Source organism: Pseudofrankia saprophytica, from assembly GCF_000235425.2.
Lineage (GTDB): Bacteria > Actinomycetota > Actinomycetes > Frankiales > Frankiaceae > Pseudofrankia > Pseudofrankia saprophytica.
In genome coordinates, this window is record NZ_KI912267.1 from 900,530 (window position 1) to 913,051 (window position 12,522).

Consider the following 12,522-nt stretch of genomic DNA (forward strand, 5'->3'; position numbering starts at 1 on the left):
ATATGGCCTCGGCGTGGACTACCTACGCGCCGCCGGGCGAAGGTCGGCGGTGTCGGGGCCGTCGATCTCGGCCAGCAGGAGGCCGCTGCCGGCGTCGCGACGCAGTGCCGTGCCGAGGCGCGTCGCGGCCAGGCGGTAGTCGGGGTCGGCGAGGACGCGGCGGACGGTGTCGGCGATCTTCGCCGGGGAGGCCGTGCGGGCGATCGACCTTCCGGCGCCGTGATGCGCCACCCGTGCGGCGTTGTCGGGCTGGTCTCGCCCGTGCGGCAGGATGACGACCGGCACCCCCGCCGCGAACGCCTTGACGAGGGTTCCGTGCCCGCCGTGCGTGACGACGAGCGCCGCCTGGCGCAGGACCGCCGCGTGCGGCGCGGCCGCGACGACCGTCACCGAGGGGGGTGCCGTGATCGAGGCCGGGTCGATGACGGGGCCGGTCGTCACCAGCCCGCGGACCGGCAGCGTCGCCAGCGCGTCGACGACCCGTTGCAGGCAGGCCGCCTGGTCCTGGAACGTCGTCGACATCGACACGAGCACGAGCGGCTCGTCGCCGGGTGGTGGCTGCCACGAGCCCGGTGCCCACGCCGGGTCGTCGAGAACCGGCCCGACGTAGCGCACGGACGGCGGCAGCTCCGCCGGGAAGTCGAACTCGGCGCTGGTGAGCACCAGCTGGCGGCGGGCGTGGTGCACCTGGTCCTGGTAGTGCGCCACCGGGCTCAGGCCGTACGCGCCGCGGACCTCGTTGAGCCCTGGCAGGGCCGCGCCGTCCCACAGTCGTTGGGACATGACGCCGAAGACCCGGTCCCGCAGACCGCCGAGCGGACCGCGGGCGAGCCGCAGACCCGGTCCGAACGGCGGCAGCCCGGGGGCCGGCAGCGGATAGATGTTCGGCATGAGCACGTCGAAGGGCGTCTGGGCGGCCTGGGCGGCCACCATCGCGCCGAACGCGAAGAACGACGTGAGCACGAGGTCCGGCCGGTCCGCGCGGATCGCGTCGGTGACGTCACGCGCGTAGCCTGCGGCCGGGCCGACGACGAGGTGGGCGATCATCTGCCGCACGAGCGTCGTCGGGCTGCGCAGCGCCCATTCCTGGTATGGCGCGTGCTCCGGCAGGTGGTCCGGCCGGTTGAGCCCGTGGCGCCATCGTTGGAAGGCCGCTCCGGTCGCGGCGACGGCGGGTGCCATCGAGTCCTCGGCGAGGACCGTGACCCGGTGGCCACGGTCCACGAGCCGGCGCGCGACGCCGAGCTCCGGCGCGACGGTGCCACCGCCGCCGTCGGTGAGGGCGAACAGGTAGGTCCTGCTCATCGGTCATCCTGCTTCCTGTCGAGCACGCCGCGCACCAGCGCGGTCATCGTGCGGATGGTCTCCGGCCGGCTGAGGGCGAGGTCGCGGCGCAGCAGCTTCCAGGTGTAGACGTCGGTGGCCGCGTGCAGGGCGTTGACCGTCTGCCGACGGGCCGCCGGCGTGGCAGGAAGGCTGGCGGCGAATGTTTCTTCGAGCCATCTCTGATGGGCGGCGCGGGCGTCGTCGAGCAGCCCGGCCAGGCGTCCCAGCCGCTCAGCGGACATGGCCCAGTGGACGTTGAGGTCACCGAACCGCTCGTACTGCTCGACGAGGACCTCTACCGCGTGCTTCGGGTCCCCCCTGCGGACTGAGATCCGCAGTTGCTCGGTCTCCGTCCGCAGCAGCTCGATCGCCGCGAGCGTCGCGCCTTCCTTCGACTCGTAGTGGTTGAGCACGGTCTGGTGCGACACCTCCGCGGCGCTCGCGATATCCGCCAGCCGCACGTCCTCGTAGGCCTTGTCGAGCAGCAGCCGCAGGACCGCTCGCGCGATCCGTTCCCTGGTGGCCGCCAACGCGTCCGCCCTGTTCCCCATCCGCGCCCCTCCAGCCAACTCGCTTGAGTGCCAGTCAAGCATTTCGATTGAGTGGCGCTCAAACTTTGTCGGCAGCGCGACGCCCGGGGCGGCGTGCTGGTCGCCAGCGTCAGTGGACTGGCTGGCCGAGGACGACGGTGGGCAGTCCCGTGCCGGCCGACGCGCGCACCCGACCCTCACCGAGCGCTACGTTGCACTGAGTCCAAAAAGTGCCTCGGGAGGCGATCGTGGCTGAGCAGATGTCCCAGTTCGAGGGACGCGTCGCCGTCATCACTGGTGGTGCGCGTGGCTTCGGCCGCGCGTTCGGCCGGGCGCTCGCCGAGCGCGGCGCGCACACGGTGCTGACCGACATCGACGAAGCCGAGGTCGACAGGGCCGCCGCCGAGATTCGCGAGGCCGGCGGCCAGGCGTCGGCCTACCGCCTCGACGTCGCCGACGACGCGGCCTGGGACGGCGTCCTCGCCGATGTGGTCGCCCGGCACGGCGGTGTCGACATCCTCATCAACAACGCCGGCCTGCACTCACTCGAGTACGGCGTCGACTGGGCGCGGCTCCCCGTGCCCAAGCTGCGGCGCCTGTTCGACGTGAACGTGATGGGCGTGATGATCGGCACGCTCACCGCGCGCCCGCACATGCAGGGCCGGACGGGTGCCAACATCGTCAACATCTCGTCGTCGGCCGCGTTCAACGGCATGGGCGCCTATGGGGCGACGAAGGCGGCCGTGCGCGCGCTCACGCTCGCCTGGGCACGCGAGCTGGGACCCGAGGGCATCCGCGTGAACGCACTGGCACCAGGCCTCCACGTCACCGACACCATCCGCGCGGAGTTCTCCCCGCAGATGATCGAGGGCCACCGCCACCATCAGTTCCTCGACCTCGAAGGCAGCGAGCAGGACATCGTCGACGCGATGCTCTATCTCTCCTCCGAAAGGGCTCGTTTCGTCACCGGAGAGACCATCCGCGTCACCGCCGGCTACGCAAGCTCCCTCTGACGAGAGACGAACCGCCTGAGAGCGCGCGGGCTCCGCAACACGTGCAGGGCCGCGTCGCCGGCGTTCGCCGCGATCGCCGCGATCGCCGGCCCCACCCGACGAAAGGGCATTGACGCGCCAGATCACGCGCGCCACTCTGAACGCATGTTCAGAACGGATGTTCAGAACGTGGAGGCGGCGACCGAGCCGTTCGACGTGGCCGTGATCGGCGGTGGTCCGGGGGGCATGGCGACGGCGCTGCGGCTGCAGGCCGCCGGCCTCTCGTCGGTGGTGCTCGAGGCGCACGGCCATGTGGGTGGATGCGCGGGCTACTACCGCAAGCGCGGCTTCTCCTTCGACGTCGGCGCCACCACGCTCGTCGACTTCACGCCTGGCGGCGTCGGCTCCGAGCTGCTCGAGAGCGTGGGCATGAGTCCGCTCGACGCCCGGGAGCTGCCGGGCTACGTCGCCCACCTCCCCGACCGCGAGATCGTGCTGCACCGGGATCCCGAGCTGTGGCACGCCGAGCGGCTGCGCAAGCTCGGCAGCACCGACCGGCATCGGGACTTCTGGTCGCTGCTCGACCGGTTGGCGCACACCTTCTGGCGGGCGAGCCGGTCGGGCGTCCGCCTCCCGGTACGCGGGCCGGCCGACGCGCTGCGCGACCTGCGAGCCGTCGGGGTGGCCGGCGTGCCGCTCGCCCGCTACGTGAACTGGACGCTCGGGGACGCGCTGCGCCGGTACCACCTGCGCGACGACGCCGCGCTCGTCGGACTCCTGGGGATGCTGGTCGAGGACACCGTGCACGCGGCCGTCGACGACGCGCCACTGATCAACGCGGCGCTCGGCGTGACGATCCGAGGCGCTGGCCTGAGCCGCCATGCCGGGGGCATGCATGGCTTCTGGGTTGCGCTCGTGAGGCACTACCGGGCGCTGGGGGGCCGGCTCCGCGTCGGAGCCGCGGTCTCGCGGGTGGAAGGCGAGGCAGGCGGCTACCGGGTGACGACCCGCCGGGGCACGGTCGACGCCCGCCGGATCGTGTGCGCGCTACCCGCCGCCGCCACGGCCGCGATCTGCGCGGGGCTCCCGGTCGCCGGCAGGCTGCGGGCCTACCTGGAACGCGACGCGGACGCGCTCGGCGGCGCGTGCGTGGTGTTCCTGGGCGTACCCGAGGACGAGGTGACCGGGCAGGAGCTCACGCACCATCAGTTCCTGCGGTCCTACGACCAGCCGCTGGGCGACGGAAACAACATGTTCCTCTCCGTATCCGAGCCCGGGGACACCCTCAGCGCGCCACCGGGGCACCGAGCGGTCATGATCTCCACACACACCGAGCTGGCCGGCTGGGCGGGGCTCGAGGAGACCGAGTACGAACAGCGCAAGAAATGGATCGGCGAGCTGCTCGTCACCGGTGCGCGGCGCGCCTACCCGTCGCTCGGTGAGCGGGCGGTGATCGCTCAGACGGGCACGCCTCGCAGCTACGAACGGTTCGGGTTCCGCCCGGCGGGCGCCGTCGGGGGCGTACGGCAGAACCTGCGCAACACCAATCAGCGCGCCATCCCGCACGACCTCGGCGGCCGCGGCCTCTGGCTGGTCGGCGACTCGACCTGGCCGGGCCTGGGCACGGTGGCCTGCGTGCTGGGCAGCCGCATCGTCGCGGAGGGAATGCTGCGGGAGCGGGGATTCGGCCGATGACCCCGACCGGTCCGCATCCGCTCCCCGCTCCCCCTGGACCGCCCGTCCTGGCGGACCTCGGGGCGGATCTGCTTGTCACCACCCGCCGGCAGCGGTGGATCGCGCTCGCCCGTCCGTTCGCCGGCGTGCTGTGCTTCGCGGCCGCGGCGTGGGCGGGCTGGTGGTGGCTCACCCCGATGATCGTCTTCGGGATCTTCGTCGCGGTCGTCACGGTCACCCACGACGCTGTGCACGAGACACTCGGCCTTTCTCGACGCGCCACCGACTGGGCGCTGTTCGCGATGGGCCTGGTGCTCCTCGAGAGCGGGCACGCCTACCGCGCCACGCACACCCGCCACCACCGCTTCTTCCCGCACCCCGACGACCCCGAGGGATACCCGGCCGAACTGTCGCTGGTCGGCGCGGCCTGCTACGGCCCGATCTTCCTGCCGCGGCTGTGGTGGTGGTCCTACCGCCAGGGGCGCGACCGCGGTTGGCTGCTGGTCGAGGCGGCGGCGCCGATCGCCGTGCTCACGGCGGGCGCACTGGCCTGGCCGTACGCCCAGGGCCTGCTGGTCTACGCGGTGATGGTGATCGCCGGAAGCTGGGTGTACCCGCTCCTGACGGTGTACCTGCCGCACCACGACTACGGCGACACTCCCCTGACCCAGACCCGCACGCTGCGAGGGAGGATCATCCCAGCCGTGTTCCTCGAGCTCACCTACCACCTCGAACACCATCTGTACCCGCAGGTACCCAGCCACCATCTCGCCGCGCTCGCCCGCCGGCTCGACGGCTACCTCGCGGCGAACGGCGTACGGCCGGTGCGCGTTGTCTGACACCCGAGGGCGCGTCCTCGACGCCACCCTGGCCTGCCTCGTGCGCCAGGGCTACGGGGGCACGACCGCGCGGGCGATCGCGCAGGTCGGCGGATTCGCCCCCGGCGTGATCTACTACCACTTCACCGACCTGGACGACGCCCTGGTCGCGGCCCTCACCCACACCTGCGACCTGCGCATCCAGCGGTACCGGGACGAGCTGTCCGGCATAGACCGGGCCGGCCGGGCCGTGGAGGTCCTCCGCCAGCTCTACCTCGAGGACACCGAGGTCGGCCACATCGCCGCCGTCCAGGAGATCTACGCCGGCGCGCGGCCGGGATCGCGGCTGGCCGCCCAGCTGACGCTGGAAACCCGGCGCTGGGAGGAGGTGGCCGTCGAGCTGCTCGCCACGCTCCTGGACGGCAAGCCGTTGGCCACCCTGGTGCGCCTGCCCGTGCTGGCGAACGCCGCCGTCGCCTTCTATCTCGGCGCGGAGACGCTCGCCCACCTCGACAACGACTCCTCACGGGTGATGGAGTTCTTCGACCAGGCCGCCAGGCTCGCCGGGTACTTCGACAGAATCCCCCGGCTGCGCAAGCGCGGCCACCAGCCCTTCTGACGCCGATCCCGGCACCGGGCGGCGAGGCCCACGGAGCCGCGAGCGGGTTTCCCTCCCCTACCGGCCGGAGGCGGCGCGGATGTGGGCGAGGTGTCCAGCGACCGTGGCCGTCAACGGATGGTCGGTGTCCAGCAGCCGTTGGCAGTCGGTCAGCGTTGCTTCCAGCAGGTTGATCGCCTCATCCGTGCGTCCCGCCGCCTCGTAGCCGAGGGCGAGGTTCCTCCGGGACGTCAGCGTCGCCGGATGGCCCGAGCCGAGCACCCGCTCCCGGTCGGCGAGGGTCCGCTCGTAAAGCGCCAACGCCTGCTCGACATGTCCGGTCACCAGCTGGGCGTTCGCGAGGTTGTTCCGTGAGGTCAACGTGTCAGGGTGGTCCGCGCCGAGAGTTCGCTCCCGGTCCGTGATGGTGCGCCGGTGAAGCTCGATCGCCTGGTCGAGCCGTCCGGCGGTTCGGTAGGCGACGGCCAGATGGCCCTGCGCGGCCAGCACGGACCGGTGGTCGGCACCAAGTACCCGCCGCAGGCTGGCGAGCGCGCGTTCGTGTAGCTCGACGGCCTCGTCCACCCGCCCGGCGGCGCGGTAGACGCCTGCCAGGTTGGTCAGGGAGATCAGCGTATCGGGGTGCTCGACGCCGAGTACCCGTTCTCTGCGGGCGAGCGTCCGCTCGTGCAGGTCGATCGCCTCGTCGACCCGGCCGACGATCTGAAACGCGGCCGCCAGGCTGTTCGTCGACGCGAGCGTGCTGGGATGATCCCGGCCGAGCAGCTGCTCGCGTTCCGCGAGGTTGCGTTCGTACAGCGGTATCGCGGTCGCCAGCTGCCCCTGCTCCTTGAGGTAGGCACCCGCGTGGTCCACGAGCCAGCACCGGTCGTCGAACGCCGGACCGGGGCCAGGCAGCGGGTGGCCGGCGGCGGCCAGGACATGCGGCAGGAGGACCTGCCAGACCGGCCACCCGCCCGGGTCGCCCGTGACCTCGTCGGGGGCCGCGTCGCGCAGCAACGCGGACAGCCGCGCCCGACGCGCCGCGGCCCGCTCTGGTGGCGTCGCCCGGCGGGTTTCGGCCGCGACCAGTCGGTGCACGACGAGCAGGTCCCGGTCCCGGCGGGCCAGGCTGTAGCCGACCAGCGCGCCGACCGCGTCGGCCCAGCCGTCGCCGCCATCCAGTTCCAGGACAGCCGCGTGGTCCGGCCCGAGGGTGGCGCTGTCGGGGCGGCCGGCGAAAAGGGCGAGGGGAACCGGGTCCGGGGCGCACCACGCGCACAGCTCCAACAGTTCGACCGCCGCCGGCCGCTCGGCCTCGAGCCGCCGCACGGACAGGTTCCACAGGCCGGCGATCCCGCTCTCGGGCCGCCCGGCCAGCAGCCTGACGTACTCGGCGACGGGCATGTCAGTCTCGTCGAGGTAGCCGGCCGCCTGGTCGAGCGCGAGCGGCAGGTCACCGACCAACTCGGCGACCAGGCCAGCCGCGGCCGCGTCGAGGTCCGGCACCCGGTCTCGCAGGAGCGCGACCGACGCGCCCCGGCGCAACGCCGGCACGGGAACCGCGGCCCCAAGCCTGCGGACAGCCCGGCGCCGCGAGGTCAACAACACCCGGCCCCCACGCGAAGGCTGAAACCGGGTGATCGTGTCGATGTCCTCGACGTTGTCGAACAGCACGAGCCAGGACGGCACGCCCTGCAGCGCCGCCCACACGGCTTCCGCGTCGGCCCCGGCAGCCAGGCCCAGGGAACCAGCGAGCCCGGACAGGTGCTGCCCGACGAGATCGGCCCGCTCCGCCGGCACCCAGTACACGACGTCGAACTCGGCCGCATGCCGGTACGCGTACTCGACGGCGAGCGACGTCTTGCCGACGCCACCCATTCCGTCCAGTGCCACCAGCGCGACCCGAGACTCCTCGGACAACCTGGACAGCCTGGCATGGACTTCTGCGAGCAGGTCGTCGCGGCCCACGAACCGTGGCAGCCGGCTCGGCAGGTTCCACACCACCGGCCCGCGCGACGCGGTGCCCTGGCGTAGCGGCTCTCGCACGCCACGCGGGGCGAACACCGAATTGTGCGGGTACAGCTCGCGCGCCGCGCCCAGGAGCCGGTCGCGACCGTCGCGCAGGGCGCCGTCGCCGAGGGCTCGGGACACCGACGACCAGAAAAGCAACGCCGTCGGCGCCGCGAACGGGACATGAGCGGCGGGGAAACCAGCGCGGTCCAGGACCATGCGGGCGGCATCGCGGTCACCGAACACCGCCGCGAACGCGTCCATCTCCGCGCCCGTCAAACTCTCGCCCACCGGCACCCCCGGGCCAGGACTCACCCGCCCCGCGCGGGCGACTCCTCGCACCGGACATCGTCGCATCCGCCCGCGGCGGTCGGATCCGCCGGGACGGTCCTGCTCGGACATCGGCCCGAGGCGCCGTTCACGGACTCCGCGACTCCGGGACGCGGCGACGCTGCGGAGACGCGGTGTGATGGCACTGCGGTGATGCGGCACCGCGGTGATGAACCCGCTGCCTGCTCGCACCGGCCGGTTCTAGCGCGCCCCAGCCGCGCCGGCGGCCAGATCGTCGATCGTCCGCTCGATCCGGCGCATCTCCTGGGACATCAGAGCCGGGTCGTGGAAGGCGTTGGTGAGGAGGGCCGCGCCCAGCACCCTGGCCAGCAGCGACGCCGCCTCGGCTGGCGCGTCAGGCACGCCGAGCTCGCGGAACTGCCGGGTGGCCCAGTCCAGGACGGCACGCGGCAGCAGGCCGGCGCATTCGTGCAGGCCACCGTCGAGCCTGGCGAGGTCCGCCGAGAGCCCACCGATCGGGCAGCCGCTCTCGGCCAGGAGGTCGGCCGCGTCGGCCCAGTTCCGCGCGAGCCCCGCCAGGCGGTCCCTGGGTGTCGTCCCCCTGCCGAGGATGGCGAGCAGCTCGTCGATGCGCTGCGCGTGCCCGTCGACGACGGCGCGGATGAGGTCGTCGCGGGTCTTGAAGTAGTAGTACACGTTGCCGAGCGGCACGTCGGCGGCCTTCGCCACCAGCGCCAGGGTCGTTGCCTGGACGCCGTGGCGGTGCACGAGGTCGGTCGCGCTCGCGACCAGCCGTTCGCGCTTCCCGGCAACGGCCGCCCGTGGCCTGGCCGCTACCAGCTCTGAGTCAGTCATCTCACTTATGAGTCTATCCGCGCCCCGCCGACCCAGTTAGAGTCCTCTTAGTTAGTTAACTTACTAAGACCCCCTCCTGGAGATCATCGATGACAGTCCCCGTCCCGAAGCAGTCGGTGCTCGCGACGCGGCGCGGCAAGCGGATCCTGACCCTGCTCTGCGCGGTCGGATTCCTTGACTTCGTCGACGCGTCGATCGTCAACGTGGCCCTCCCGTCGATCCGCGACGACCTGGGCTTCACCGTCCAGAACCTGCAGTGGGTGCTCGGCGGCTACCTGCTCACGTACGGCGGGCTGATGCTGCTCGGCGGACGCGCGGCCGACCTGCTCGGGCGCCGCCGGATCCTGCTCGCCGGCACGGTGTTGTTCCTCGCGTCGTCGGCCGGCGCGGGCCTCGCGCGGGACGACACCGCGCTCGTGGTGTTCCGGCTCGCGCAGGGGATCGGCGCGGCGATGATGCTCCCGGCGGCGCTCTCGCTTCTGACGACCACGTTCAGCTCCCCCGAGGACCGGGCCAAGGCGCTCGGCGTATGGGGTGCCCTGGCCGGCCTGGCCTCCGCCGTCGGCGTGTTCCTCGGCGGAGTCATCTCGTCCGGGCCCGGCTGGCGCTGGGTCTTCTTCGTCAACCTGCCCGTCTGCCTGGCCGTGGTGGCCGCGACACTCCGTCTCATCCCGCGCGACGCCGACCGCGCGCGGCTGGCGAACTTCGACGTGCTCGGCGCCCTGATCGTCACCGCAGGCATGCTTCTCCTCGTCTACACGATCGTCGAAGCGCCCGGGCGCGGCTGGGGCGCGGGGCGCACGATCGCCGGGTTCGTCGGAGCGGCCGTCCTGATCCTCGCGTTCGCCGGGAACGAGCTGCGCCACCGCAACCCCCTCGTTCCCTTCTCGATCTTCCGTGTCCGGGGCCTCGGCGCGGCCGACATCACCCAGGTCCTGGCCATGGCCGGCTTCTACGCGATGTTCTTCTTCGTCACCCTCTACCTGCAGAACGTGCTCGGGTTCTCCGCGATCGAGGCGGGGGCGGCGTACCTCCCGACGACCATCGGCGTCGCCATCGCGGCCGGGGTGGGCGCGCAGCTGATCGCGCGGCTGGGCACCCGGCCGGTGATCGTGGCCGGCTCTCTCCTGGGCGCGGGCGGGATGTTCTGGCTGTCCCGGATCCCCGCCGACGGGTCCTTCCTCTCCGACGTCCTCGGACCGATGCTCGTCCTGGCCGTCGGGCTCGGCCTGGTCTTCGTCGGTGTCACGACCGCGGCGCAGACCGGCGTGCCGGCGGAGACCGCCGGGCTCGCGGCTGCGTTGATCAACGCCTCCACCTGGCTGGGCGGGGCGCTCGGCGTCGCGATCCTCAGTGCGGTCGCGGCGTCCCGCACCCAGGACATGACCGCGGCCGGCGCGACGGACGGGGTGGCCCTGACCGAGGGCTTCCAGAGCGCGCTGCTCGTGGCAGCGGCGTTCCTGCTCGCGGCCACCGTCGTCGCGCTGCGCGCCCCGAACCCGCGCCCAGCCGGTCCGGCCGCGGCGATGGCGGCTCCGGCTGAGACCGCCGCGGCCGCGCCGACGGCGGCCGTCGAGGGATGACGAGCGACGTCGATCGCCGGCGTCGGCGCCGGCGTGGTCGGTACCGACCACGCCGGCGCCGCGTCCCGTGCGCGGGTGCTCAGCGGCCAGAGGCCGGCCCTGAGGGCAGTCCACCTTCAGCCCGCATCGGGCCGTCATCGCCGCGGCCGCCCCGGTGCTACGACGGACCGCCATTCGCCCGGGCGTTCGACCCAGATGCCCGGCCCGGGAAGGTGGACGGCTACGTTTCCGCCATGACGCAGCCGGCGTACCTCGACGCCACCCGAGCCGCCTACGACGCCGTCGCCAGCCAGTACGCCGCGCTGTTCGCCGACCCGCTGGCGGGCAGACCGCTCGACCGCGGACTGCTGACCGGCTTCGCCGAGCTCGTGCGCACCGCGCCGCCCGGCCCGGTGGCGGACCTCGGCTGCGGCCCCGGCCACCTGACGGCGATGCTGCACACGCTTGGCCTCGACGCGTTCGGCGCCGACCTGTCCCCCGCGATGATCGCCCTTGCCCGCCAGGCGTATCCGCGGTTGCGGTTCGACGTCGCCACGATGACCGGCCTCGACCTGGCCGACGGCGCGCTCAGCGGCATCGTCGCCTGGTACTCGATCATCCACATCCCGCCGGCCGAGCTACCCGGCACCATTGCCGAGTTCCACCGCCTCCTGACTCCTGGCGGACAGCTTCTCCTGGCCTTCCAGACCACCGACCAGCCCGACGGCCCGCCCCAGCCGTTCGACCACAAGGTCACCACCGCTTACCGGTGGCCCACCGACACCGCCGCGGCCCTGCTCCGCGGCACCGGCCTCGCCGAGACCGCCCGCCTCGTCCGCACGCCTGGCGACACCGACCGCTTCCAGCAGGCCTTCCTGCTCCTGCACAAGCCCACGTCAGGGGACGGGGCGTAGAGCCAACGGGCGTAGCTCACCGGTCCCCCGCCGCCCTCCGCGACGCGACGAAGAACCGCGCCGTCGGCGACCTCCACCGGCGAGCCGCGCGGTTGGCGGGACTTTCGAGGGCAGAGTTGACATACCGTCCGGTTGGTTTATTCTAGGTACATGCCAGGTGAGACAGCAGCGATGGTGCCCGCGACCGCGAAGGGGGAGGCCACCCGCGCCTTCCTGCTCACGACCGCGGCGCGGGTGTTCGCGGAGCGTGGCTACGTGGGCACGACGATGGCGGACCTGATCGGGGCATCCGGCCTGACCAAGGGCGCCTTCTACTTCTACTTCCGTTCCAAGGCGGACCTCGCGCTCGCCGTGCTGACGGATCAGAAGACCCGCTGGCTGGAGTGGGTCACCACCCGGCTGGCGGACCAGCCCCGCGCCGTCGACCAGCTGGGCGCCCTGTTGCCGGCGATGCTGGATCTGATCGCCAGCGAGCCCGGGGCGTGGAGCGTGACCAGGCTGACGAGGGAGCTGGCGACCGAGTCCGCCCTCGCTGACACCGTCGGCGAGCCGATGGCCGAGTGGGTGGAGATGGTCGCGGACATCGTGCGCCGCGGCCAGGCCGACGGCGACCTGCGAGCCGACCTCCGTCCCGACGACGTCGCCGTCGTGCTGGTCGCGGCGTTCGACGGCCTGAAGGCGATGTCGGACATCCTCGACGGCCCCCTGGCGACCTCCCGGTTTCCCGACCGCGCGCGCACCCTGAACAGACTCGTCGAGCTGGCACTGCGCGGCCCGGGCCAGGACGGCCCGGGTAACTCCGCCTGACGGCATCGACAGCCAGATTCCCGGACCAACCGGCAGGGCACCCACCCGCGGGGCGGGCCGGTCGGACCGACATGCCCGCGCGCGGACCACCCGGCACGGGCATGCCTCCAAAACAAACCGACTAGATGGTATGGAGCGACAT

The 12,522-nt window shown here is 72.6% G+C and carries 11 protein-coding genes; 7 read left to right on the forward strand and 4 right to left on the reverse strand.

Annotated elements, in window-relative coordinates:
* Positions 1 to 18: 18 nt before the first annotated feature.
* Both FRCN3DRAFT_RS0238290 and FRCN3DRAFT_RS0238295 read right to left on the reverse strand, forming a co-directional pair.
* Positions 19 to 1,305: a nucleotide disphospho-sugar-binding domain-containing protein gene (locus FRCN3DRAFT_RS0238290; RefSeq protein WP_007510484.1), complete on the reverse strand. Its 1,287-nt coding sequence runs from the start codon at positions 1,303 to 1,305 to the stop codon at positions 19 to 21.
* Positions 1,302 to 1,877, reverse strand: a complete 576-nt coding sequence (locus FRCN3DRAFT_RS0238295; protein ID WP_007510482.1) for a TetR/AcrR family transcriptional regulator — start codon at positions 1,875 to 1,877, stop codon at positions 1,302 to 1,304. The genes FRCN3DRAFT_RS0238290 and FRCN3DRAFT_RS0238295 overlap by 4 nt, the downstream gene beginning before the upstream one ends.
* Before the next feature lie 227 nt (positions 1,878 to 2,104).
* Here FRCN3DRAFT_RS0238295 and FRCN3DRAFT_RS0238300 point away from each other — a divergent pair, with 227 nt between their 5' ends.
* The 4 genes from FRCN3DRAFT_RS0238300 to FRCN3DRAFT_RS0238315 all read left to right on the forward strand — a co-directional run bounded on the left by FRCN3DRAFT_RS0238300 (position 2,105) and on the right by FRCN3DRAFT_RS0238315 (position 5,959).
* Entirely contained in the window at positions 2,105 to 2,869 is a 765-nt protein-coding gene (locus FRCN3DRAFT_RS0238300) for an SDR family NAD(P)-dependent oxidoreductase (protein WP_007510480.1), read from the forward strand.
* A 144-nt stretch (positions 2,870 to 3,013) separates the two neighbouring features.
* Positions 3,014 to 4,543, forward strand: coding sequence for a phytoene desaturase family protein (locus tag FRCN3DRAFT_RS0238305; RefSeq protein WP_027141307.1), 1,530 nt, complete (start codon positions 3,014 to 3,016; stop codon positions 4,541 to 4,543).
* On the forward strand, positions 4,540 to 5,361 hold the full coding sequence (locus FRCN3DRAFT_RS52315; RefSeq protein WP_007510477.1) for a fatty acid desaturase family protein: 822 nt from the start codon (positions 4,540 to 4,542) through the stop codon (positions 5,359 to 5,361). Before FRCN3DRAFT_RS0238305 ends, FRCN3DRAFT_RS52315 begins: the two co-directional genes overlap by 4 nt.
* Complete coding sequence (locus tag FRCN3DRAFT_RS0238315) at positions 5,354 to 5,959, forward strand: TetR/AcrR family transcriptional regulator (protein WP_007510476.1); 606 nt, start codon at positions 5,354 to 5,356, stop codon at positions 5,957 to 5,959. Before FRCN3DRAFT_RS52315 ends, FRCN3DRAFT_RS0238315 begins: the two co-directional genes overlap by 8 nt.
* Before the next feature lie 57 nt (positions 5,960 to 6,016).
* On the opposite strand, the gene FRCN3DRAFT_RS48300 is transcribed toward FRCN3DRAFT_RS0238315, so the two are convergent.
* Both FRCN3DRAFT_RS48300 and FRCN3DRAFT_RS0238325 read right to left on the reverse strand, forming a co-directional pair.
* The gene (locus FRCN3DRAFT_RS48300; protein WP_007510474.1) at positions 6,017 to 8,242 is read right to left on the reverse strand and encodes a tetratricopeptide repeat protein; all 2,226 of its coding nucleotides are present in this window, start codon (positions 8,240 to 8,242) and stop codon (positions 6,017 to 6,019) included.
* 240 nt (positions 8,243 to 8,482) lie between these two features.
* Entirely contained in the window at positions 8,483 to 9,097 is a 615-nt protein-coding gene (locus FRCN3DRAFT_RS0238325; protein WP_007510472.1) for a TetR/AcrR family transcriptional regulator, read from the reverse strand.
* A gap of 89 nt (positions 9,098 to 9,186) precedes the next feature.
* On the opposite strand from FRCN3DRAFT_RS0238325, the gene FRCN3DRAFT_RS48305 reads away from it, so the two are divergent.
* The 3 genes from FRCN3DRAFT_RS48305 to FRCN3DRAFT_RS48310 all read left to right on the forward strand — a co-directional run bounded on the left by FRCN3DRAFT_RS48305 (position 9,187) and on the right by FRCN3DRAFT_RS48310 (position 12,380).
* Positions 9,187 to 10,680 (forward strand): DHA2 family efflux MFS transporter permease subunit, encoded by a 1,494-nt coding sequence (locus FRCN3DRAFT_RS48305; RefSeq protein WP_007510471.1) that lies wholly within the window; start codon positions 9,187 to 9,189, stop codon positions 10,678 to 10,680.
* Between the two features lie 233 nt (positions 10,681 to 10,913).
* Complete coding sequence (locus tag FRCN3DRAFT_RS0238335; protein ID WP_035931171.1) at positions 10,914 to 11,573, forward strand: class I SAM-dependent methyltransferase; 660 nt, start codon at positions 10,914 to 10,916, stop codon at positions 11,571 to 11,573.
* A 150-nt stretch (positions 11,574 to 11,723) separates the two neighbouring features.
* Positions 11,724 to 12,380, forward strand: a complete 657-nt coding sequence (locus FRCN3DRAFT_RS48310) for a TetR/AcrR family transcriptional regulator (protein ID WP_198536210.1) — start codon at positions 11,724 to 11,726, stop codon at positions 12,378 to 12,380.
* The last annotated feature ends 142 nt before the right edge of the window (positions 12,381 to 12,522 follow it).

What these genes read in the sequence shown, in the direction of transcription:
- FRCN3DRAFT_RS48310 (WP_198536210.1), top strand. Translation starts at nt 11,724, where the DNA reads ATGCCAGGTGAGACAGCAGCGATGGTGCCCGCGACCGCGAAGGGGGAG.
- FRCN3DRAFT_RS48305 (WP_007510471.1), top strand. Translation starts at nt 9,187, where the DNA reads ATGACAGTCCCCGTCCCGAAGCAGTCGGTGCTCGCGACGCGGCGCGGC.
- FRCN3DRAFT_RS0238305 (WP_027141307.1), top strand. Translation starts at nt 3,014, where the DNA reads ATGTTCAGAACGGATGTTCAGAACGTGGAGGCGGCGACCGAGCCGTTC.
- FRCN3DRAFT_RS0238335 (WP_035931171.1), top strand. Translation starts at nt 10,914, where the DNA reads ATGACGCAGCCGGCGTACCTCGACGCCACCCGAGCCGCCTACGACGCC.
- FRCN3DRAFT_RS0238325 (WP_007510472.1), bottom strand. Translation starts at nt 9,097, where the DNA reads ATGACTGACTCAGAGCTGGTAGCGGCCAGGCCACGGGCGGCCGTTGCC.
- FRCN3DRAFT_RS52315 (WP_007510477.1), top strand. Translation starts at nt 4,540, where the DNA reads ATGACCCCGACCGGTCCGCATCCGCTCCCCGCTCCCCCTGGACCGCCC.
- FRCN3DRAFT_RS0238290 (WP_007510484.1), bottom strand. Translation starts at nt 1,305, where the DNA reads ATGAGCAGGACCTACCTGTTCGCCCTCACCGACGGCGGCGGTGGCACC.
- FRCN3DRAFT_RS0238295 (WP_007510482.1), bottom strand. Translation starts at nt 1,877, where the DNA reads ATGGGGAACAGGGCGGACGCGTTGGCGGCCACCAGGGAACGGATCGCG.